Source organism: Legionella shakespearei DSM 23087 (assembly GCF_000373765.1).
Classification (GTDB): domain Bacteria; phylum Pseudomonadota; class Gammaproteobacteria; order Legionellales; family Legionellaceae; genus Legionella; species Legionella shakespearei.
Map to the genome: position 1 here is coordinate 126,904 of NZ_KB892404.1, position 22,846 is coordinate 149,749.

A 22,846-nucleotide genomic window follows, 5' to 3' on the forward strand; every position below is an offset into this window, starting at 1 on the left:
AATCCCCTTTATAGTCTTTCTTTAAAGTACATATCTTCCCTAAAGTAATTTAGAAAGATATAGAACATTGTAAAAATGCCCACTCATTCTGCCTAAATTCACATAAAATTACCAGTCATAAGCTATGATTTAATTACAAATAGACAAATAGCCAATATCCTTCTAAACTTGCCACTAAATGAACAAGAGATTTTTCCGGTATGAATATCAGTGTATTTGATTTATTTTCTATAGGAATTGGCCCCTCCAGCTCACATACTGTAGGTCCCATGCTGTCCGCTAATGCTTTTTTACATTTGCTGGAAGAACAATCACTTTTAGACCTGACCGAAAGAGTAAAAGTAGAATTATATGGCTCACTGGCGCTTACAGGTAAAGGACATGGTACAGATAAAGCCATAGTCAACGGACTTGAAAATAAATCGCCAGAAACCGTAGTACCTGAGTCTATGGTACCACGCATGCATGAAATATTGGAAACTCATATCCTGCATCTGGCCGGCAAGAAAAACATCTCTTTTAATGAAGCTACTGATTTCCTGTTTTTACAAAAAGAATTGTTACCCAGGCATACTAATGGTATGCGTTTCAGCGCCTTTGATGGACAAGGTAATGAATTAATCAGCGAAATTTATTATTCTATCGGCGGTGGTTTTATCACTACCGAAGCTGACTTTGATAAAACTACAGAAGAAGCTAATCCCCCTCCCTATCCATTTTCAACAGCAGAGCAATTATTAAAGTTATGCCAGAAGAATAATATAAGCATAGCTGAGCTCATGTTCGCTAATGAATTAACCTGGCGTAGTGCTGACGAAATTCATGAAGGCATACTGGCTATAGCCAAAGTAATGGATGATTGCATTATGAATGGCTGCAAACATGATGGCACCCTGCCCGGTGGCTTGAACCTCAAAAGACGCGCCCCCGATCTGTATAGAAAGCTCACAGAGAAAAAAGGGGTGAAAAGTATTTTTGAACAGTCTGATATCATGAATCACCTGAATCTTTACGCCATGGCAGTAAATGAAGAAAACGCCGCTGGTGGAAGAATCGTGACAGCACCGACTAATGGTGCCGCTGGAATCATCCCTGCAGTACTTAAATACTGCCAGGAAGCACATGATAGAATGAGCAAGGAAGATATTTTCACTTACTTTCTGACTGCAGCAGCCATAGGTATCCTTTATAAAAAGGGAGCCTCTATTTCCGGAGCTGAAGTAGGTTGTCAGGGTGAGGTTGGAGTCGCATCGTCCATGGCAGCGGCAGGATTAACCGCCGTACTGGGTGGTACAATCGAGCAAGTGGAAAATGCTGCGGAAATCGCAATGGAACACCATTTAGGCATGACCTGCGATCCGGTGCTTGGCCTGGTGCAAATACCATGTATTGAACGTAATGCAATGGGCTCAGTAAAAGCGGTTAATGCCACACGGATGGCCTTGATTGGTGACGGACAGCATCATATTTCTTTAGATAAAGTCATTAAGACCATGAAGCAGACCGGAATGGATATGCAAAGTATTTATAAAGAAACGTCTATGGGTGGTTTGGCAGTTAATTTGCCGGAATGTTAAACAATACAAAGAAAACCGAGCCGCGACCGTTACCCGAATGCACGTCTCCTAATATTGGCACCATGCCGTTTTGTGGAGATCCTTCGCGCAAAAAGACGCGCTCAGGACGACGTGCATCTGGGTAACATTCACGGCTTAATCAGGTAAAGGTATAAACTCTTTGTCATCACCCGGTATTTTTGCAAACCTTCCCATGCGCCAATCTTCTTTTGCCTGATCTAATCTTTCTTTAGAAGAAGAAACAAAATTCCAGTAAATAAACCGCGGACCATCCATAGTGGCTCCCCCTAATAACATCAAATGCACTGGCTCAAGCGCTTTGACACTCACAGAATGTCCGGGACGCAGTACTATCATTTGATGCGCATCACACCTGACTCCTCTGATTTCTATAGAACCACTCAAAACATAAAGAGCACGCTCTTCAATTAAACGGCTAAACTCAATTTGAGCGCCTTGCTGCAGATACAAATCCACATAAATGGTTTCCCATTGCGTTTGCAGAGGAGATACAATTCCTTCAAACTCACCAAAAATCACTCGCCCTTTAACATCATGAGCATTAATGACCGGTAATTTTTCAGCATCAGTATGTTCAAAAGCAGCCTTTCCGTCTTCCTGGCTCTTGGGTTGGGCAAGCCAGCTTTGAATCCCGGACAGTTTTGACGGCTGTTGGCGTATATCCATCCCTGTACGCTCCGAATGGACAATACCAGACCCGGCGGTCATCAAATTAATATCTCCGGGTACAATGCGCACATCATTTCCGAGGGAATCTTTATGATCCATAGATCCCTCAAACAAATAGGTAACAGTAGACAACCCAATATGGGGATGCGGACGCACATCCAGACCCTGCCCACTGGAAAAGGAACCAGGACCCATCTGATCCCAAAAGATAAAAGGCCCCACCATACGTTTCTTTTTGAACGGAAGAGCACGCATTACTTCGAAATGTCCAAGATCATCAATGCGAGGGTTAATGATCAATTCTACACAATCAGAGTCATTCATTTTGCTAATCAACTTTGCTTTTCATATATTAATTGTAGCTGCCAATTGCTTTATAAGTAAGTGTTAGTTGATTGTAGCCTCGATGCAGTGTCGTAGCCCGTATTAGCGAAGCGTAATACGGAAAATTGCCACTTCGATCCTGTATTACGCTTCGCTAATACAGGCTACAAACCCGGTTGGGACATTAATAGATTTAACTGGCTTTTTTCTTTCGTACCAGCATTTTTTCCTGAGCCAGAAGTTCAGCAAACGCTTCTGCAGATACAGGTTTGCTGAATAAAAATCCCTGTCCTTCATTACATCCATTAGATTCCAAAAACGATAACTGTGCCATTTTCTCTATACCCTCAGCCAGAATACTGAGTTTTAAACGATGCCCCATGGCAATAATTGCTTCAATAATAGACGAATCACTAATATCTTTAGTACAATTTTGCACAAATCCACGATCAATTTTTAACTTGCTTACCGGGAATTGTTTGAGATAATTCAGGCTTGAATAGCCTGTACCAAAGTCATCAATAGTCAGGTGTATTCCCAATTGGTGACAATATCTTAGCGACTGCAGATTCTTTGTTGAATCGCTCATAATCACACTTTCTGTCAATTCCAATTCCAGATAACGTGGATCGAGTCCTGAATCATGCAAACATTCTTCTACCATAGAGATAAAGTTATCCCGTTTTAACTGGATACCTGAAATATTAATGGCCATCCTGATAGGATTTAACCCCATATTTTGCCATTGTTTGTTTTGAAAGCAGGCCGTGCGAAATATCCATGCCCCTAGTGGTACTATAAGTCCGGACTCTTCAGCTATAGAAATAAATTCTTGCGGCATAATCATTCCTCTTTCAGGATGAAGCCAGCGCACCAAAATTTCTGCTGCTACTATTTTTCCGGAATCCAGTTCAATAATGGGTTGATACATAGGAATAAATTCATTATTTTCCAATGCATTACGCAATTCACTTTGAAGTTGCAATGCTTTTGAGCTTTGATTATACGAATTATCATAAAGCTTGAAGTTATTTCTACCCTGCTTTTTAGCCAGGTACATGGCAATATCAGCATTTTTCATTAATGTGGCTGCATCATTACCATCTTTAGGGTAAATACTGACGCCAATACTGGTAGTGACTACAATTTCATGAGAAAGCAGTTGAATGGGTTGAGAGACACGTTCCAGAACTTTTTGCGATAGATTAGACAGAGCATCAGCATGGTTAGTGATGAATAAAATAACAAATTCATCACCTCCAAATCGCGCTACGGTATCTGTATCTCTGATGCACTCTTGCAGACGACTAGCCACTTCTTTTAACAGGATATCGCCAGATTCATGCCCCAGATTATCATTAATCAACTTAAAGTTATCTATATCGAGGAAAAGCATATTGAGATAGCTTTGATAGCGAGTTACATAATTAATACTTTGTTTGATACGATCATAAAGCAAAGTCCGGTTAGGCAATCCAGTCAATAAGTCATGATTCGCCTGATAAAACAATTGATGTTCCATTTGTTTGCGCATGGTGATATCACGGAAACTCCAGACACGGCCAACAATGTTATTGCGTATTTGATAAGGTTTAGAGTACGTTTCAAACACTTTACCGTCTACGAAATACAGTTCATCAAAGCTTTCACACTGTTTATGTTCATTTAAGTCCTGTATTCTATTTTTAAATTCTTCCGGATTTTTCAGTTGATTCAGTACCTTATCCAAATAATACCCAGTATTGCGTAAAGACAGGTAATTTTCGGTAATACCCCACATTTGCAGAAACTTCTGATTGGAATATTCTATATTTCCCTGAGTATCGACTACCAATATTCCATCTGCAGTAGATTCCAGAGTGGACTGGGTAATTGCCAGGGATTTTTCCAAATCACTGGTTTTTTCAGCTACGCGCCGCTCTAAAAATTGATTCAAGGCATCCAAATCTATATTTTTATAGCGTAAGGTGAGCGATGACACTAAAAATCTGCTGGAATAGAAGCAACTGCCAAACATGACTGCCATATAAATAAGCCCACATAGTCCTATAAGGCCGAAGTATCCTCCTTGTATAAACATCCAGATGTCCAGTGGAATAAATGCGGGGAAAAGATAGAGCGTATAAACCGTAATAAATGAAGAGAAAAAGGCACTGCCAGCAGCAGTCATTCCGATAATGATAATAATGACAAACGACTGGCTGAGCAAATCGTTGGGCATTAAGAATGAGCCTATAATGCCCCAGGCACAACCTGAGATTAAGGTGCACATGGCGAATAATTTCAGCCACGTTTCCGAATCAAATACCTGACGTTTGTATCTGAAAATAAGGGTAAAAGTCATCCAGATAATAGTAGCGGCAGAGATGTAAAGTCCCCAACTTATAATCTGCGCTTTGGGTATCACCGCCCAAAGTGAATACAACATTATCATTGAGACAATATACTGACCTGCAATGCCTATATGAATTTGTGCGTAAAGCAGCACTATCCTGTCAAACCTGACCCTCGATAATAATAGCTCGTCTTGAGCCTGATTATCTCGTTTTAATTGATGTACATTGTCAGCAACAGTTTTCATCAATAATCGTTCTCTTTTAATGAACCATCTAAGAACCTTTTTTTGGGTGTTTGGTCAGGATAACCAAGGGCGCTTAACAAGAAAACAGCATATTAAACCATTCCGCCCAAATTAAAAACAATGTCCGTGTTCTATAAAGGATAGTAGAAAATAATATTTTTTTCTCAATTTGTTTGCTTTTGTATCAAAATAAGTTTAAAAGTAGTTGATAAATCGTAAGATGGAAGTAATTAATTTTTAGGATAGCCTTGATGCGGCGTAGCGAAATCAAGGCTACGGTTTTATAAACCATACATTAATTTAACGTGGTCGTGGTGAAAACTTTATCCCGCCAGCAGCATTCAGGCTATCGATTCGCTCCTTGATTGATGGTGATCCAGGAGTCGATGCTGTACCAGTTGCTGCCGGAGGAGCTGCTCTGACTTCTATTCTTGGTGAAGAAGGCGCTGCTTCTGGTTTTGGCGGTGCTGAAGCGGAACGTGAAGGTCGCGACGTTCCGACAAAGAACTTTAATCGTAAGGTTGGTGCGATAGCAGGCTCTGATTTTACAACCGGCAAATCTTCAGTAGAAGAGGAAGATGAAGAAGATGTGGATGCAGACGCTTCCCCTCTGGGTGAAGTGGGAGGTGAATTTCTGGTAAGCACCATATCTCTTCCTGTTGAACTTCTCCCTCTAAACAAATCCATCAAACTGCCAGAAGTTTTAGGGCTTTTAGGCGTTTGCACTTCCACGACTGGTTTATCATATTCTGTCAGGAAGTTTGCTTTAGCTGTTATGATGTTATCCGGATTTTCCATAATACTGACAGGATGTAAATTATATTGACGCATCAGATGCGTTGCAGCATCTACTTGTATCTCATTCACCTTTCTTAAAGCAGCAAGGGTTGATGGGTCAAATTTTTCCATTGCACTTGCAATGGTTTTTAAAGTATCCAGCGTCCTCTTTATTTCATCTTGTTTCGCTTTTATTAAAGTATTTTGCTGTGCAAAGGCACTCTCTAAAGCCTGAACCATCTTGGCCATACTTTCAGTGTCTTTGGGGAAAACTGCTCCCAAAGCACTTGCAGGCCACAGTGTATTCCATGTATCTAAAAGTTGACTTTGTTCTATTATAGCCTGAGATGCCATCAGCTTTTCAGCATGATCCTGCTTTTCCTTTAATTGTTCCTCCAATATTTTTAATTCCTGTTTTAAAACATCAAGCTGTGCTTCAGTTTTTCTTCTTTTTGTATCAAAACCGGGAATCATTGCTGTTGAAGCAAAAGTAACTGTTTTATCAGAATGGGATTGCCCTGATTGCAAGATATTTGCGTAATCGGCCAAATCTTTGAAAATTGTGCTCACCAAAACAAAAGTGTCATTATGTGCCTTTCCGCCAGTTTCCTTAACCAACTCACGCCCTAAAAGAGCGAACTGCGAAAATATCTGTACGCACTTGATTAATTTGGATTGAAAACGCTCAAAACTCATTAGTGTCGTTGAGAAGTCTCCAACATGCTTCAGATAAAGATCATTCAATTTTGAATATTGGCTGCAAGCTACTGCTGCAGACTTCCGAATCGCGAAAAAGGCATCTGAAGAGGCAAAAATCAACATCTTTTTAGCAATTTCGGCATCGCTGTCTTCGGGGGTAAACTGGACACCGTTGGCAAGAAGATATTTATGGACATCATCACCAACTATTGCATAAATCTCCTGGTAAGGCTTCAAACATCGTTTAAGCAAGTGAATGTCATCGATCCGCTCAGCAGCGTCTGGAGAGTTTTCCATTGCTTTGACTAACTCGTAACCTGCTTGATAAATGGCAATAAAACCTTGTAATTTCGCTAATTCTGCAGTTTGAACTTCATTACAAATGTTATGTATGATTCCCATTTCTATGTGCCTACACCAATTACAAAAAAATTATTGGTATTTTAATGCACAATACTTAAGGAAAAATTAAATGGTCAAATAAAAATCATTGAAAGGAGCTCCTGAGGCCGGCATAGTACCAACATTTGGAGATCCTTCGCGCAAAAAAACGCGCTCAGGACGACGTAGCATCGGGGGTTAGGCGACTATGTGGAGATTAGGTGATCTATCAGGATGATATTACCTTACCATCTCGTAAAGAATGTCGCATCATCAAAAGCAATAAAACCAATACCCACAGAGCCAATAAAACTACAATAAAAGCAGCTAATGAATTTTTATTGACATAGCCCATCACAATAACCGCTACAGTGGCAGTAACCATATTAATAAAGCTCATCATGGCCGCACCACTGGCTTTATCCACTACAGCATTGGATGCCAAATAAGAACCACCAGCAAACAATAAGCCGCTTGATAAATACATTACTAATGTGCTGAAGAAGAACCATACAGGTGTGACATTATCTGAATAATAAATCAGAATAACACCCACCAAACCTATGGCTGTTCCCATTAACCCCAGAAGCACCACCTCATTAGCCTGAATTCGTTGTAACAGGAAGCGTGCCAATAAGCCCCCTGTCAACATGCCCATCATATTCAAACCATTCCAGTAACCGTATTCAGCTGGAGTTAATTTAAAGAGATCAAGAGCAATCTGAGGACCTGCCGCTGAAAAGCAATAGCCAATGGCTGAACAAAAGCCTACTACAATGGAATAGCAAAGCAAGGTGCGCGATGATAAAGCTGATTCATAACCCGCTAAGATGTTTTTACAATTAAGAACTTGAGGACTGGTTAAGGTTTCGCTAAACATTCGAGTACCATAGAGCATGATGGTTCCATGCCCCAGCAGCACGTAGAAACAATTTCCCCAATGGCTGTATTCGGTAATCAGTCCACCAATCAGAACAGCGAGACCTATACCCAAGGTGAAAGAGAGAATGGTATAAGCTAAAGCAGTTTTTCTTTGCTGCTCCGGCAGCCATTCATTGATTAGCATAAAAGTACAGGCTAGTCCGCTGGCTGCCCCCAGCGCGCTAACGAATCTTCCTGCAATTAATATCAGATACATATTAAAATAAAGGCCTGTAAAACAAATTGCTATACCCAAAAGGTTAATCACCAGTCCTGTGCGCAAGGCACTGACACGGCCGAAACGATTAGCTAAAGGACCGTAGATGAGCTGACCTATAACATACCCGATTAAAAATGCTGAAACCAGCCACTCCACCTGACCTTGGACTAAGGCAAAATTCTGCTGAATTTCTGGTAAGGCCGGAGTAATGAGTGCCGCAGAAAAAGAGGCAATGGATATGTAACTCAATAACCAGAACACTCGGAAAAATGACATGATTAACCCCTTACATCAAATGGAACAGATTCGTAGCCCGTATTGCTTTGTTACCCCTTCCGATCCTCGTCGTCCTGAGCGCGTCTTTTTGCGCGAAGGATCTCCTGGAAGTGGCATAGTGCCAATATTTGGAGATCCTTCGCGCAAAAAGACGCGCTCAGGACGACGTAGTTCAGGGAGAGGAGCTGGTATGATCATCATTATAGTTTTTGATGATAAGTTAATAAATAGGTCTAATATTCAACATGTATTAACTATTTATTAACAATAAGTAAGGCAATATCAGAATCACGAGTAAAAAACTCATCACTCACAGCATAACCGATGACTGCTGCGAGCTTCCCATTGATGTAAAGCAAAGGAACTCTGGCTCTCAGCCAGGGAGGAATATTCCATTCCTGAAATAATTTTTTTAACTCCTTACTTTGCCCACGCCAGGAAAAAGACTCTCCACCAGTTCTGAATTGAATGGTTATCTTGGCATCATCAGGAATCATTAAACCCTGCCCTGCTTTTTCAACGCTTAAAAATATCCCATGTGCGGGTACAGTTAATGACTTGGGAAACTCTCTCCATTCAATGCAATCAGGCAAGGGTTGTGTTTGTTTGAACGTAATAAAAAGATGCTCCTGATACCTGCGTATTTCAGTCGTATCCCAACTAACCAGAGGCATAGCATCGGGACGGGCAAAAATTACTTCATGGATAAGCCGTTGAAAGGTATCCGTGCCAGGTAATTGCACTTTATTTTTCTTTAACCAAAACCGCAAAACATTAGTAATACGCTCTAAAGCAAGGGATTTTAAAGGAGTAATATATAAAGATCCCACAGGTGTTGCTAATGCCGGACAATCCTCCAAAGCTAAATCATCCAGATTCATCCTTGCCTGCTGGCAATGGGCAGCAGTCCTGGCAATGGTTCCTGCAACCCCGGGCCATTTGCTCTCTAACAGAGGCATAACGTGTTCACGTAAAAAATTGCGTGAATAATTTACATCCTCGTTACTTTCATCTTCTATCCATTTCAAATTCCGGGATGCAGCATAAGACTCTAACTGGTGACGAGAATACGATAAAAAAGGACGGACGACTCGTCCTGCTCCCAGATGGCCAGAAACTTTCATGGCTGACAAGCCATCAATACCCGCACCGCGAAACAGTTGTAAAAGCACCGTTTCAGCCTGATCATTAAGATGATGGCCTAAAAGCAAGCAGTCATTCTCTGTCAATAAAGAAGAAAAAAAGGCATAACGCGCTCTCCTGGCCTCTTCTTCTATATTTGCTGACCGATTGAATTCAACCTTTTGTGCGATAAACGGAACGGATAAATGATTCGCCAGCTCCTGGCAATGTTGTTGCCAAAAATCTGCATTGGGGCTTATGCCATGATTAATGTGTACTGCAAGAAGCTTACTATGCAGTGATGGATGAGAAGCAAGGGCATGCAACAAAACTGTAGAGTCCAGACCACCGCTAAACCCTACAATCAGTTGATTAAAATTTCCCAAACGGGAAACCCAGTCTGAATTGAATAACACTAAGTTAAGCTCCTAAATCCAGGTACCTACACAAATGTCTTTAATCGCTGAGACTCCGTAGCCCGTATTAGCGTAGCGTAATACGGGATTTCAGTGCACTGAAACCAGGTTTTTCCCGTATTACGCTACGCTAATACGGGCTACAGCATGATTATTTCCTGACCTTTAGTCACAGGCCCCCATAGCCATAAATTTTTGATACCTTTGTTCAATTAATTGGTCCACCGGTATTTTTTTCAGGGCTTGTAATTCATTGGTTAACACTTTCTTTAATCGAGTGGTCATATCATCCAAATCACGGTGCGCGCCACCTAATGGCTCAGGAACTACCATATCAACCAATTGATTTTCTAAAATCCTGTCGGCTGTAATTCCCATAGCCCGGGCAGCTTCGCTGGCTTTAGCCGCATCTTTCCATAAGATGGATGCACAGCCCTCTGGTGATATTACAGAGTAAATGCCAAATTGCAGCATCAACACCCTGTCACCAACACCGATGGCCAAAGCACCGCCAGAACCTGCTTCACCTGTTACCGTGCAGATAATAGGTGTTTTAAGCCGTGACATGGCAAAAAGGTTACGCGCAATCGCTTCGGACTGGTTTCTTTCCTCAGCGCCAATTCCAGGATAAGCACCGGCAGTATCAATAAAGGTAAAGATAGGTAATTTGAATTTTTCTGCCATGCGCATCAAACGCAGAGCTTTTCTGTACTCTTCAGGACGCGCCATACCAAAATTGCGATACACCTTTTCTTTAGTGCGCTTGCCTTTCTGATGTCCCAGCACCATAACCGGCTCACCATTTAACCGTGCCATCCCCCCGATAATCGCAGGAGCTGAAGAATAACTTCGGTCTCCATGCAACTCCTGAAAATCGGTAAAGATGTGTTCAATATAATCGGTGGTTTGCGGCCTTAATGGATGCCTGGCCATTTGTGCGATTTGCCATGGCTCCAGATTAGCAAAAACATTAGCCGTCAACTCGGAGCATTTTGCTTCAAGTCGGGCTATCTCTTCACTTAAATTAACTTCATTATCACTGCCAACCATGCGGAGTGCTTCAATTTTCTGATTCAACTCTTCGATGGGTTGTTCGAAATCCAAAAATTGTCGGCTCATTCATTACTCTTTGGTGAATTAAAAATCATGGTATATGATACTCTTAACCGTTAATTGATGCCAGATTCAAAACATAACATATGATAATTACAGGATTTACCCCATTAAATACTCAGAATTGCATTTTAAATGAGTCCCGTATTGACCTTTGGCAGTTCTCTTTAGAGCATGAACTGAACATAGCTTATCAATTATTGAATGCCGATGAACGCGCGCGCGCCGACCGTTTTTATTTCAGTCACCATAAACGACGCTTTGCTACCGCCAGAGCTACCTTAAGAATTATTCTGGCACGTTATCTGAATATTCCACCAGAACGTCTGGAATTTACTTATAATTCTCATGGTAAGCCCTCGGTGAATAACACGCAAAAACTGCAGTTTAACATCAGCCATACCGGTGATCTGGCCATGCTTGCTGTAGGAAAAGTATATCCCTTAGGTGTCGATATTGAAAAATACTCGCCAAGGCCTTACGAAGGTATCGCCAAAAATTTATTTTCCGAACCCGAGTTTGCTGAATTCATTAAAGTACCTCCAGCAATGAGGGCAGCCGTATTTTTCCATGTCTGGGCACAAAAGGAGGCCTTTATTAAAGCCAGTGGTCTTGGCTTGTCCTACCCGACAAAGGAATTTCATGTGCCAACGACTATACCCACAAAACAATTGGTGGAAGATCCCTTGCACAATACCACCTGGCAATTGCGCTCCTTCATGCCGGAAGTGAATTGCAGCGGCGCCTTGTGCTATCACCCGACAGTACGGGAAATACGCCATGGTGTAATTCAATTATCGCAAAATGCCAGCTTAAGATTTTGACTTTATGCTTTCGTTGACCGAACCACAACTCAATTTATTGCATTTGCTTAAAGATGGGGCCTGTCATAGTGGTAACGAACTGGGACAGGCTTTAGGTATAAGCCGCTCTGCCATTTGGAAGCAGATCAATCAGCTGATTGACTTTGGAATTCCCGTTACCCGACTGGCTCATCAAGGGTATCAACTCCCCTCCCCTTTAATTCTTTTAGACCATCAACTCATATCAAATCAACTCCAGGCCATAGATTTTAAATCAGCTCTAAATCTTCATGTGTTGACCTCGGTTGATTCAACAAACCGCTTTCTTAAAGAACTGCCCCCAAGCCAAATGCTCGATGTGTGTTGTGCTGAACTGCAAACCCAGGGGAGAGGCCGCTTTGGCAGACAGTGGCACTCCCCTTTTGGTGAAAATATTTATTGTTCCAGTCGCTGGAGTCTGAATTGTGATTTAGGCAAACTATCCGGATTAAGCCTTGTAACCAGCCTGGCGGTGTTAAGTACTTTAAATGAATTCACTACCGAGCCAGACATAAAAATTAAATGGCCTAATGATATTTTGTGGCGGGATAAAAAATTATGCGGCAGCCTGATTGAAATTATTGCTGAATCAAATGGCACTGCCCAGATCATCATTGGTATTGGCATCAATGTGAATAGTGATACTGAAAATCAACCGCTGCTTGATAAACCCTGGTGCTCTTTATATGAGATAACTCAGCAGAAATACAACCGAAATCTGATTTTGGCCAGTCTTATAGCTAATCTTGATCGTTATTTAAAGAAATTTATGGCTCATGATCTTTCAGTGTTTATGTCTGAATGGAATAAATCTGATTATCTGGTGGGAAAAAAGATTACAGTGGCTCAATCGGGACATTCACTATCGGGTATTGCAAGAGGAATAACTCAGGCTGGCTTGTTAATTCTGAAAGATGAGGATGGTTTAAACCATTTTTTATCGTCTGGGGATACTACTTTGAACTTGGGGAACAGATAAGAAGTTTTTGTTCGTCCCGAGCAGTGTTAAGTGCCCGGAACTGGATGAACTGCGAGGAAATCGATCTATACCGCTTCTTCAGAATCATCAGATTCTTTTTCTTGTTGTATGCGCAAATAAATTTCTTCACGATGTACTGAAACATCTTTGGGCGCGTTAATACCTAAACGAACCTGATTACCCTTTACACCTAATACAGTAATGTTTACATCATCACCAATGATTAGTGTTTCACCTATACGCCGAGTCAAAATTAACATGACTTAATCTCCCTTACAAAGTAGCTACTCACTGTTCCATAGAACGCTTCCATGGTGTTCTCAGCAGCCACAAAATGACTAATAACTAAACAATTATTATTGTTCGGATCACATTGTACTCTCTGATTATTAACAGAGTATTAAGAAACATAAATAATTGTACTTTTTATTTGCAAATAAATTACATTAAGATACAAATTTACAGCTACAGACAGCAGGGTTTACTTAATTTCCATACGTCATTCACGAAAAGCCATGAACAGTACAACACCACTGAAACAAATGAATACACAACCGTATTCAATCAGATACATCTAAAAGGACAGTTAATTTATCTCTAAAACAGACAAAATGCCAGTAAAAATTAATTAATATTTTCAGGTATCCTAAAATCAAATTAACAATTACCGTACATAGGAAAACGTTTTTCAATTAAGGCATAAACCAATCCCATCCCCCCTAATTGAATGCATAATACAAGGAGAAGATTAAGTTTATTATGTTGCAATAACAGGATTAAAAGCAAGAACGAGGCGTTAATCAACGTTTGCCCCAATAAAATTGTCCGTGCGCTTACCCCAAATTGTTTGATACGCTGATAAGCATGTTTCCTGTGCGCCGTGTACCATTTTTCCTTGTTCAGGATACGTCTCACCAAAGTCAGAGTTGCATCAAACAGGAACAGGCTGTTAAGCAAGAACCAATACATCATTGGAATTTGATATTTCTGTTGCGCTATGACTGCAACTGCAAAAGTGATAAATCCCAAAGAAGCGCTTCCAACATCTCCCATAAACAATTTTGCAGGTGGAAAATTAAATATCAGAAATCCTAACAGACCACACATTAAAACCAGGCAGAAATCCTGATAAATGAAGCCTGAATGCACACTAAAGAAAAAAGCATAAGCAGCCAACAAAAATACAGATTGCAAGGCGCAAAATCCATCCAAACCATCCATGAAATTAAAATGGTTAATAGCCCAGACCGTAGCGAAAAATAAAAATACCCCGACAAGGAAAGGATTGCTAAAGGAAAACACAACAAAATCCAAAGTTTCTGGCCGCATGAAAAAAACTACAGCTAAAGCCACTATCCCCTGAACAAGAAAGCGCAGTTTGGCTGATAACTGGTATAAGTCATCCAGAAAGCTGATTGCTGCCAGTAAAATAATACTGACAAAGAAGACTGCCTGTTGAGCAAAAGACGTACCATTGTAGTAACAGATAAAAGGCAAAGAAATGAGAGACAAACCAATAAAAACAAGCCCCCCTCCCCTCACGGTTGGGTTGGTATGTAAGGAGCGCTCATTGGGCTTATCCATGAGTCGGGTGTTTTGGGCCAAAACACAAAACAGCCGAATCAAGGCTGCTGAAACAGCGATTAAAATCAGACTAAGAATTACATTCATCTTTATACCACCGTACAGTTTTCGATAATCCCTCCGCCGAAGTTACGGGAGGAACCCAGCCCAGCTGCGATTTTATCTTGTTATTGCTTACTTCTAAAGAACCAAGCAATCTTAATTTCATATTTTTTAAGCCGGGTAAATTAAAAAGAAACATTAATCCCGGTACTTTAAACAAAGTTAACCTGACATTCATTTGTTCTGCTAAAAAGCTTAATAATTCCGACAAAGACCAGGAGTCATCATCAGCTAACAAATACGTCTGGTTGGCTGCTTCAGGTTCGACAACAACGGTACAAATGGCAGATACCAGGTTATCAATATAAATAAAGGTTCTTTTATTGTTAATCTTACCGAAAGGCAAAGGCCAACCTTTTTGTACCAGGTCCATCATTTTTAAAAAATTAGCTTTAACCCCAGGACCAAAGATTAATGGAGGCCTTAAAATAACAACTTCCATTCCTGTTTCCTGGCTTATGGTCTTTAGATATTGCTCAGCCTGTAATTTGCTTTTACCGTAAGGATCTTCTGTTTGCGCTATGCTGTCCTCAGTAAAAGGCTGCTTATCAAGAGTAAATTCTCCGTTAACCTTTATAGAGCTTAAAAAGACAAAACGTTTTACCCCATGTTGAGCTGCCTGTTGCGCCAGATTTTTAGTCGCCAGGCTATTAATTTTATAAAATTCATCCCAAGGTGAAGCTACAGTATCCTTCATAACATGTACTCTGGCAGCCAAATGGATGACTACATCCACCCCTTGGAGTAACTCACTCCAGTCAGATTGCAGCTCTATCCTGTTAATCACTACCTGCTTCGCCAAAAGCCAGTCTGCGTTGCTGGAAACAGCGCACAACACATCATGCCCAGCCTGAATCAGTGCAGGTACAAGACTTTTCCCGACAAAACCTGTAGCTCCTGTGACTAATATTTTGGGCATAAGTTTAACCTCTTAATAATTTTCGTAACTCCCACGTCGTCCCGAACGCAGCGCTGAATCTTATACACATCTCCGAAAACACCATCTGGCATTGACTCCGACATCCCTCTGCTTATCCAAGGAATCCATGGGTTCAGGGCAGAAACACTGCCCCTGCCAGTATAACTGTTCCGCTTCCTCACGGTCGCGGCTCGGTTTCCGTGCGTTCGTATATGCTTCATCGTACACCGGAAACCGAGCCGCGACCGTGAGGAAGCGGAATTTTTGTTGAGGCTCAGAGCCTGATTTAGCATTAGTGTAGGGCATAGACTAAGAGGTAATCAAGAGACAGAGCGCAGCGAGGGATCTCCCTTGTGTGGTAGCATCATCAACACAACGAAGAATATAAATCAGCCCATTCTGAATTTAGCGCGTTCACCAGAACATTCTTCTTTTTCGCGACCAAGCCATAGCAACCGCTTAAGCCCAAAAAAGCCAGAGCCTCTTCTTGATGGGAAAAACCTGACCTCAGGTACATTAAGTCCACTGCCATTATCTGTTTTAAGAAGCAGACGCTCCATCAACTGCTTACCATTCGATGCCTGGTAATAAACATAAACAAGATTCTGAGGAACAAAGGTCATTTCCTTCCTCTTTTTCTTTTACTTTCTTGCATTAGTTCATCTAATGACATGGCTTGCTCAGGCATACGAGGCAAAAATACGGCATCAAAATCAATCAGGGAGTCAAGAGTCAAGGCCAGTTTTAATAAAGACTCCAACGATATTTTGCCTGTTTGTTCAAATTTCTTTATAACGCTATAGCTCACCCCGGATTTTTTAGATAAAGTCTGCTGGCTTAAATCTAAAGAAAGCCGTTTTGTTCGGGCTTTTTCAGCTATCTTTTTTAACATTTCCTGAGGTGTTTGCATAAAAAAAGACATCATAATATCCATTAAATTGCAAAAAAGCATATAATGGATATTATAGTATATGTTAATATAAAAACAAGGAGGCATGCATATGGCTCTATTGGGAAGACAGCTTAATCTCTCGATGTTCTAATAAACTGATATATTCATCTATTAACAATTTATGACATTTTTTGCTATCAAACTCAGCAATAGCCCTATTTCTCGCCTGCAATCCCAAGTGCTTGATTTTTTCATTATCTTTCAGGAGATTATCTAAAGTTTCTGTAAGGTGCCTGGTATTCTTCGGCTCTACTAACATCCCAGTGGAGTTATTGATTATAGAATCTGTCAAACCGTAAATTTCTGTTCCTACAGCAGGAAGCCCCATAGCTGCCGCTTCAATTACAACAGTTCCGAATCCTTCTCTATAGCTTGGCAAGCATAATAAATCGCTGATAGCCATAAAACGCTCTGGCATTGCATCATAACCAATAAAAATTATTTTATCGCCACACAAGTGATTACTGTAAGACCGAATTTCCTCTTCATTATTTTTTTCAAATGGGCCAACGACTAACAAAACAACATCATGCTCCATCTTTAATAGATCACGTATGGAATCAATGAGCTCAAAAATGCCCTTTTCTCTGGTAACTCTTCCCACAAAAAGTAACACTTTGCTGGACTCACTGATATTCAATGTGCTCTTTAATTCTTTTCTATTAAATTCAGAAAACTTTTGTGCATCAAAACGCTCGATATTCACTCCAGCTAAGGAACCACTACCAATGACTTTGAGTTTTTTTAAAGAAACAATATTGCTTTTTATCAAAAAATCTCTCTGACTGAAACTATCAGTATAAGAATATGGATTTAGCCACGAAATGAGCTTATCACTATATTTCACAATAAGCTTTTTTATCCCGGTCATAGTCACCCAGGGTTGTCCTGTATAAGTATGAATACAAACGGGCACTCCGGCTAATTTTGCAGCAATAGAACACAACAAACCAGCTTTAGGCGTTGTGGAGTGAACGATATGAAATTGTTCTTTACGGAATAATTTCCATAACTTAATTAAAGTAACAAAGTCTGCAAACAATTGTATTTCACGAGCGATAGACAAAGGTTGAAATTTACACCCTTTTATTTTTTGAAGATCTTCACTTGACTCATCACTGGATATAATAGAAACCTTTGCACCAGCTTCATTTAATGCTTCGAGCTGTGTGCGTAACTGAGTAAATACAAAAAAGGGAATTGTCGATACCCGAGCTATACGTACATTCTGCAACAATTTACTCATAATATTATCCAATAATTCCTTGCATTTTCAGCAAGAAGTAATTTGAAGAAAGCAAATGCTTTTGCGATAAGATAAAATAAATAATCATTGCATAAAAAGTACATTCTGTATCAACAGTAGTAATTGCAAGCTCTTGTATATCACTACTATGCAATACATTATTTTGCTCCGAAGATATATTAAAACACTCTAAAAAACAATAGAAACCCATTCCCCCGGATTCACTGTCATTAAGTTAAGGAGTTCCGCCGTCCCGCGGCTTGTCCGCGGGATCCAGGAATCTCACTCCGAACCTAGATCTCTGGATACCGCGGACAAGCCGCGGGACGGTGGAGTAGTGCTTAAGTCCCCCGATTCACTACCATTAACCGCCGTCCCGGCAAAATGAATCTTTCGGACGAGCTTTGTAACTTTATAGAGACGTCTTTTAGGGAACATGCTAAACTTGCCCGCATGTTTCTGTTGAGCTTATAGTAGAATGAATCATTATGAGAAAAATGATGAGCTATCCTTTTTGGGAGTAATGCGAGTTTTCTGGCTTCGAAAATGGGTTATTTTCTTCGTTATGATATTCACTACGCTTGTATGGGTTCTGGCTCTGGGATTTAAAAAACCAATATACACCGCCCAGGCGCTTATTGGGCCACCTTTAGAGCTAGAGGTCTTAGGATTAAATTTAAATCCATTTTTTTATTTGACGACCCCAAAGCAAAAAAAATTAAATCAGGAAACGGTATACGATCTTTTTGTAAGAAACCTTTTGTCGCCTATTACCAAACAAATTTTTTATACTCAAGATTATCATAAGTTGGTTATACCTGATAAAAAATTAAAGCAACTTGATCAGAGCCAACAGGAAAAAATGTATAAAAGCTATTTGGATATAATGATTTTTTCTACATATCAACGTATAAAACCATATAAATTTATGATTAGCTTTAACGCGGATAATCCTGAAACAGCAAGAATGCTTTTAGAGGCTTATTTAGCTTTAGCCAATAAAAGAGCAACAGATTCTTTAAAACAATTACTGCTTACAAGAAATAAAAAAATTATGCAGAGCCTGGAAGAGCAGATTAACGCATTAAATAAAATGCGGATTATTGATGAGAGCACGAATCATATTAACAATATAGCTATAGATAAGCAAAACCAGCTTACTAATCTAATACAGATTTATGAGAAAAACTATAATTCATACACAAGGAAAATCAGCGCCTCATCGCTTAAATTATATCAGCTCGCTTTTGATATTAGTGTAACCAACACTGCAATAGACGATAAAATCAAGAAAGCATTACTCCTGGGTGTTCTTTCTGGATTGGTCACAGGATTTTTTCTAGTTTGCATTATGACACCAGTTTCTCGCGCAAGGGCTATAGCTTGAGACGATTGAGGAGCTTCGGATTATGACCCTGATAAAAACAAGTTTTCTCAACCTTATTGCTGTTTCAGTAAGGTTGTTAACCTTTCTTGGTATTAATAAATTAATCTCTGTTTATGTAGGACCCATTGGTTATGCTTTTTTGGGACAGTATCAAAATTTGATCACTGTAATAAGTACCTTTGCAAATGGTGCTATAGCTACTGGCGTCACCAAATACACAGCTGAATATTATTATTCGGAAGAAAAACAACACCAATTATGGCAAACTGCTTTTAAAATCACCTTAATTGGTTCTTGTATCACAGCACTTGCCATGCTTTTTTTTCGTAAACCGCTGGCCTTGTTTTTTTTGCATGATGTTCATCTTGCAAATGTCTTCACCTGGTTTGCTTTTGCATTAGTCTTTTTAGCCATGAACTCCATATTACTTTCTATCTTGAATGGAAAGAAAGAAATTACTTCATACGTGTTAGCCAATATTATTGGCAGTATACTATCACTGCTAATTACCTCGATTTTAGTCATTTATTTTAACTTGTTTGGTGCATTGATTGCTCTTGCTGTCTATCAGTCTTTTGCGTTTTTTGCTACGCTCATTATTTGCAAAAAAACAAAGTGGTTTGAATTTGGTCATTTATGGGGAAGACTAGATAAAAGCACAGCTAAAAATTTATTTAAATATGCCCTAATGGCTATCGCTGGGGCGGTATGTGCACCTGGAACGCAAATATTAGTACGGAACCATATTGGGGTACACATTGACTGGACATCAGCCGGATATATAGAAGCTATATGGAGAATTAGCGCTGCTTATTTAATGATAGTTACCGCCACTTTATCCGTTTATTTTATTCCAAAGCTCTCTGAATTAAATGACGCTAATAAAATTAAACTGGAAATCATAAAAACCTATTCATTAATTCTTCCATTTACGATTGGATGTGCATTTTTCATCTATCTTATGAAAGAGCATATTATTACATGGCTATTTACTAACGAATTTAAAGGCATGGCCGTGCTGTTTAAGTGGCAAATGATTGCTGACACAGTCAAAGTATGCAGTTGGATATTGATGTACTTATATATGGCCAAGAACTTGTTTCGTATTTACTTATTTTCTGAAGTCTTTTTTTCGATTAGCTTCTATCTCCTGGTTGTCAAGTTGGAGAGCACGTTTGGAATGCAGGCGGTGCCTATAGCACAAGCAATTAATTATGTTTTTTACTTTTTATTTGGATTCTGTGCATTAAAATTTAAAAAGATAATATAACTCTATTAATTAATAAGGTTTTATTTACATGGATTCTTTAGTATTAAAAAGCAGACGTTTCAATGTCACAAACAGATCGTGTCTTTTTGAAAATGAACTATTTAAAAATTCAGCTTTATTTCTTGTGTTTATCCTTGTTGTTAAACTACTTGTCACTGTTTGCTCTGTATATCTTTATGCAAAGTTCGCCCCATTCCGCGATGCAAATTATTATTTGAGCAGCGAGATTAATGTATGGTCTACCGCACTGATTTTTAATAGAACGATGTTTACCATTATAATTTATTACTTATTGAAACATCTCTTAATTTATAACATTTTAGTTCATCTTTTTGTTTCATTTTTTACAGGTTGCATTTTTTGGTATGTTCTTCGTGAAGAATACGCTTATTTGGACAAGTTCTACCTCGCCCTGATCTTGTTATCACCGCATTTCCTGATATGGACCAGCGTGGTTGGAAAAGAAGTTTTAGCTATTACTGGTTTTCTTTTGGTGATCAAAGGATGTGTTGATTTATCTGTTTGGAATAAGACTAAAATAATCCCCGTGATTATTGGTTTTTCCATAGCAGCCCTTATTAGGCCTCATTATGCCTTAGCTTATGCCTATTTGTTTGGTATCTCTTATTTGATAAATATTTTAATACGAAAGCAAAAGATGTTTATTGATGTGAAGGTTAGCCTGTTTTTAGTTCTAATGTTTTTAAGCCTCATAGCATTATGCCTGTTTTGTTTAGAGCCTTTATATGACAGCGATTTAGTTCTTTTTATGCGGACGCAACAGCAGTCATTCTTAAAAATTACTGATAGTCTGGGAAATCGCTGGGATATTTATTGGAATAGTGCAGCACATTTTTTTTATAACATGGGTTGGGGAATACCAGCCAGCATTGTTGGTTTTACCTGGAGTGAGGCACTTGCCCGTTTTGTTATGTTTCCTGTATTTATTGAAGGATGCATTAATCTGTTTACGCTAATTGTTACTTTTTGTTTATTGATAAGACTTATAAAAACAGAACCCAAATATGCATCAATTATTATTTGGGGGTATAGTCTGGCTGTATTATTAGGCTTATTAGTGAATTATCCCGCTGGTATTTTTAACCCAGGTTCTGCGGTAAGATATAAACAAGTATTAACACCATTATTTTATTTTTATCCTTTACTATTCATTGCGGCTATTAAAAGAAAAAATTCTTTAATTATCGACAGGTAGCCAACTTGTAATAGGTCAGAGGGGTTGATCGAACGGTCGTAGCCCGGTCTACTTGCAGCCAGGATAAAGCAGGCACAATCCCCGGCTGCAAGCAGACCGGGCTACACAGACGAGACGTGCTACTGCCGTTCCCTGATATGGGCTGATCTTTACACCAATTTAGCAACCTTTTCTGCGAGGTATAATGAAGACGTCAAACCAGGAGACTCGATACCAAATAAATTTACCAATCCAGGGATGCCATGGTCATTGGCTCCCTGAATAATAAAATCAGTAGCAGCACCATTTGGACCTGACAATTTAGGCCTGATTCCTGAATAAGAAGGCTGCAGAGCATGATCTGGTAAACTGGGCCAATAATGCCTTACTGAAGAATAAAAAGAATCAGCACGTTTAGGATCCACGTTATAATTTATCTGGTCTACCCATTCTACATCAGGTCCAAATCGGACTTGTCCGGCAAGATCAAGAGTAAGATGCACTCCTAACCCTCCTGGCTCAGGAACAGGATAAATCAGATGTTTAAAAGGAGAAGCACCACTAAGCGAGTAGTAGTTTCCTTTTGCAAAATAAGTCTTGGGTATTTTATCTTCGGGAAAGCCTTCAATCATCGCTGCTACATGCGAGGCATGTAATCCTGTGCTGTTAATTAAAATATTGGTCTTAATCTTTATCTGATCCGTATACAACTCAAAATCTTGCCCCGTATAAATCACCTTTTTTAAGGAACAATTTAAAGCCAGCATAGCCCCAGCCGCTTCTGCATCGCCAAGGTATGCCAACATCAGGCTATGGCTATCGATAATCCCGGTCGAAGGTGAAAACAAAGCACCAAGACAGTGTATGTCAGGTTCCAGATGACTTACTTCTAATGCAGTCATCTCTACAATATCAGATACTCCATTTCGCAAAGCTTTTTGCCTTAATATACTTAACTCTTGCTTTTGCAACTCGGTATTTGCAACAATCAATTTACCGCACTGTTTAAACGGCACGCTATGGGATTGACAAAACTCATACAACATTTGACGCCCTTGCACACAAGCTCTGGCCTTCAACGAATTGTGCGAGTAGTAAATTCCAGCATGGATCACTTCAGAATTTCGGGAACTGGTTTCAGTTCCAATAGCGTTATTAGATTCCATAATAATCAAATCCATACCACTTTGCGACAGTGATCTCGCTATTGCCAAGCCAATAACGCCAGCACCTACAACAACACATTCCACCTTATCCAAAAAGCCATACTCCC

19 protein-coding genes are annotated in these 22,846 nt (G+C 39.8%); 6 read left to right on the top strand and 13 right to left on the bottom strand.

Annotation, left to right across the window (positions count from 1 at the left end; genetic code table 11):
• Nucleotides 1-200: 200 nt before the first annotated feature.
• The gene (locus tag B094_RS0109490; protein ID WP_018577574.1) at nt 201-1,577 is read left to right on the top strand and encodes an L-serine ammonia-lyase; all 1,377 of its coding nucleotides are present in this window, start codon (nt 201-203) and stop codon (nt 1,575-1,577) included.
• 135 nt (nt 1,578-1,712) lie between these two features.
• Here B094_RS0109490 and B094_RS0109495 read toward each other — a convergent pair whose 3' ends face one another.
• From B094_RS0109495 to B094_RS0109525, 6 genes are all read right to left on the bottom strand, one after another.
• Nucleotides 1,713-2,591 (bottom strand): pirin family protein, encoded by an 879-nt coding sequence (locus tag B094_RS0109495; RefSeq protein WP_018577575.1) that lies wholly within the window; start codon nt 2,589-2,591, stop codon nt 1,713-1,715.
• Between the two features lie 193 nt (nt 2,592-2,784).
• Nucleotides 2,785-5,172, bottom strand: a complete 2,388-nt coding sequence (locus B094_RS15990; RefSeq protein ID WP_018577576.1) for a putative bifunctional diguanylate cyclase/phosphodiesterase — start codon at nt 5,170-5,172, stop codon at nt 2,785-2,787.
• Nucleotides 5,173-5,472: 300 nt separating this feature from the next.
• Entirely contained in the window at nt 5,473-7,050 is a 1,578-nt protein-coding gene (locus B094_RS0109505; protein WP_018577577.1) for a hypothetical protein, read from the bottom strand.
• 208 nt (nt 7,051-7,258) lie between these two features.
• Nucleotides 7,259-8,446 carry an MFS transporter gene (locus tag B094_RS0109510; protein WP_018577578.1) on the bottom strand — a complete coding sequence of 396 codons (1,188 nt, stop codon included), beginning with the start codon at nt 8,444-8,446 and terminating at the stop codon, nt 7,259-7,261.
• 254 nt (nt 8,447-8,700) lie between these two features.
• A complete protein-coding gene (gene tilS, locus B094_RS0109520) occupies nt 8,701-9,984 on the bottom strand; it encodes a tRNA lysidine(34) synthetase TilS (RefSeq protein WP_018577580.1) in 1,284 nt (427 codons plus the stop codon).
• Nucleotides 9,985-10,149: 165 nt separating this feature from the next.
• Complete coding sequence (locus B094_RS0109525; protein WP_018577581.1) at nt 10,150-11,103, bottom strand: acetyl-CoA carboxylase carboxyltransferase subunit alpha; 954 nt, start codon at nt 11,101-11,103, stop codon at nt 10,150-10,152.
• A gap of 80 nt (nt 11,104-11,183) precedes the next feature.
• Between B094_RS0109525 and B094_RS0109530 the strand changes: the two genes are divergently transcribed.
• Complete coding sequence (locus tag B094_RS0109530) at nt 11,184-11,921, top strand: 4'-phosphopantetheinyl transferase family protein (RefSeq protein ID WP_018577582.1); 738 nt, start codon at nt 11,184-11,186, stop codon at nt 11,919-11,921.
• A gap of 4 nt (nt 11,922-11,925) precedes the next feature.
• Nucleotides 11,926-12,918: a biotin--[acetyl-CoA-carboxylase] ligase gene (locus B094_RS0109535; RefSeq protein ID WP_018577583.1), complete on the top strand. Its 993-nt coding sequence runs from the start codon at nt 11,926-11,928 to the stop codon at nt 12,916-12,918.
• Nucleotides 12,919-12,983: 65 nt separating this feature from the next.
• Here the strand turns inward: B094_RS0109535 and csrA are convergent, their stop codons facing one another.
• From csrA to B094_RS0109565, 6 genes are all read right to left on the bottom strand, one after another.
• Nucleotides 12,984-13,178, bottom strand: a complete 195-nt coding sequence (gene csrA / locus B094_RS0109540) for a carbon storage regulator CsrA (protein WP_018577584.1) — start codon at nt 13,176-13,178, stop codon at nt 12,984-12,986.
• Nucleotides 13,179-13,575: 397 nt separating this feature from the next.
• Complete coding sequence (locus B094_RS0109545; RefSeq protein ID WP_018577585.1) at nt 13,576-14,589, bottom strand: MraY family glycosyltransferase; 1,014 nt, start codon at nt 14,587-14,589, stop codon at nt 13,576-13,578.
• The gene (locus tag B094_RS0109550) at nt 14,573-15,523 is read right to left on the bottom strand and encodes an NAD-dependent epimerase/dehydratase family protein (protein ID WP_018577586.1); all 951 of its coding nucleotides are present in this window, start codon (nt 15,521-15,523) and stop codon (nt 14,573-14,575) included. Before B094_RS0109550 ends, B094_RS0109545 begins: the two co-directional genes overlap by 17 nt.
• A gap of 389 nt (nt 15,524-15,912) precedes the next feature.
• Complete coding sequence (locus B094_RS0109555) at nt 15,913-16,146, bottom strand: hypothetical protein (protein WP_018577587.1); 234 nt, start codon at nt 16,144-16,146, stop codon at nt 15,913-15,915.
• Complete coding sequence (locus B094_RS0109560) at nt 16,143-16,448, bottom strand: helix-turn-helix domain-containing protein (RefSeq protein WP_026253967.1); 306 nt, start codon at nt 16,446-16,448, stop codon at nt 16,143-16,145. Before B094_RS0109560 ends, B094_RS0109555 begins: the two co-directional genes overlap by 4 nt.
• An 82-nt stretch (nt 16,449-16,530) precedes the next feature.
• Complete coding sequence (locus B094_RS0109565) at nt 16,531-17,721, bottom strand: glycosyltransferase (protein WP_018577589.1); 1,191 nt, start codon at nt 17,719-17,721, stop codon at nt 16,531-16,533.
• Between the two features lie 478 nt (nt 17,722-18,199).
• Between B094_RS0109565 and B094_RS0109575 the strand changes: the two genes are divergently transcribed.
• From B094_RS0109575 to B094_RS0109585, 3 genes are read left to right on the top strand one after another with little or no spacing between them, the layout of a single operon-like run.
• On the top strand, nt 18,200-19,108 hold the full coding sequence (locus B094_RS0109575) for a Wzz/FepE/Etk N-terminal domain-containing protein (RefSeq protein ID WP_018577591.1): 909 nt from the start codon (nt 18,200-18,202) through the stop codon (nt 19,106-19,108).
• Nucleotides 19,109-19,130: 22 nt separating this feature from the next.
• On the top strand, nt 19,131-20,378 hold the full coding sequence (locus tag B094_RS0109580; protein ID WP_018577592.1) for an O-antigen translocase: 1,248 nt from the start codon (nt 19,131-19,133) through the stop codon (nt 20,376-20,378).
• Between the two features lie 28 nt (nt 20,379-20,406).
• Nucleotides 20,407-21,594, top strand: a complete 1,188-nt coding sequence (locus B094_RS0109585; RefSeq protein ID WP_018577593.1) for a hypothetical protein — start codon at nt 20,407-20,409, stop codon at nt 21,592-21,594.
• Between the two features lie 149 nt (nt 21,595-21,743).
• On the opposite strand, the gene B094_RS0109590 is transcribed toward B094_RS0109585, so the two are convergent.
• Complete coding sequence (locus tag B094_RS0109590) at nt 21,744-22,823, bottom strand: NAD(P)/FAD-dependent oxidoreductase (protein ID WP_237762279.1); 1,080 nt, start codon at nt 22,821-22,823, stop codon at nt 21,744-21,746.
• Nucleotides 22,824-22,846 lie beyond the last annotated feature (23 nt).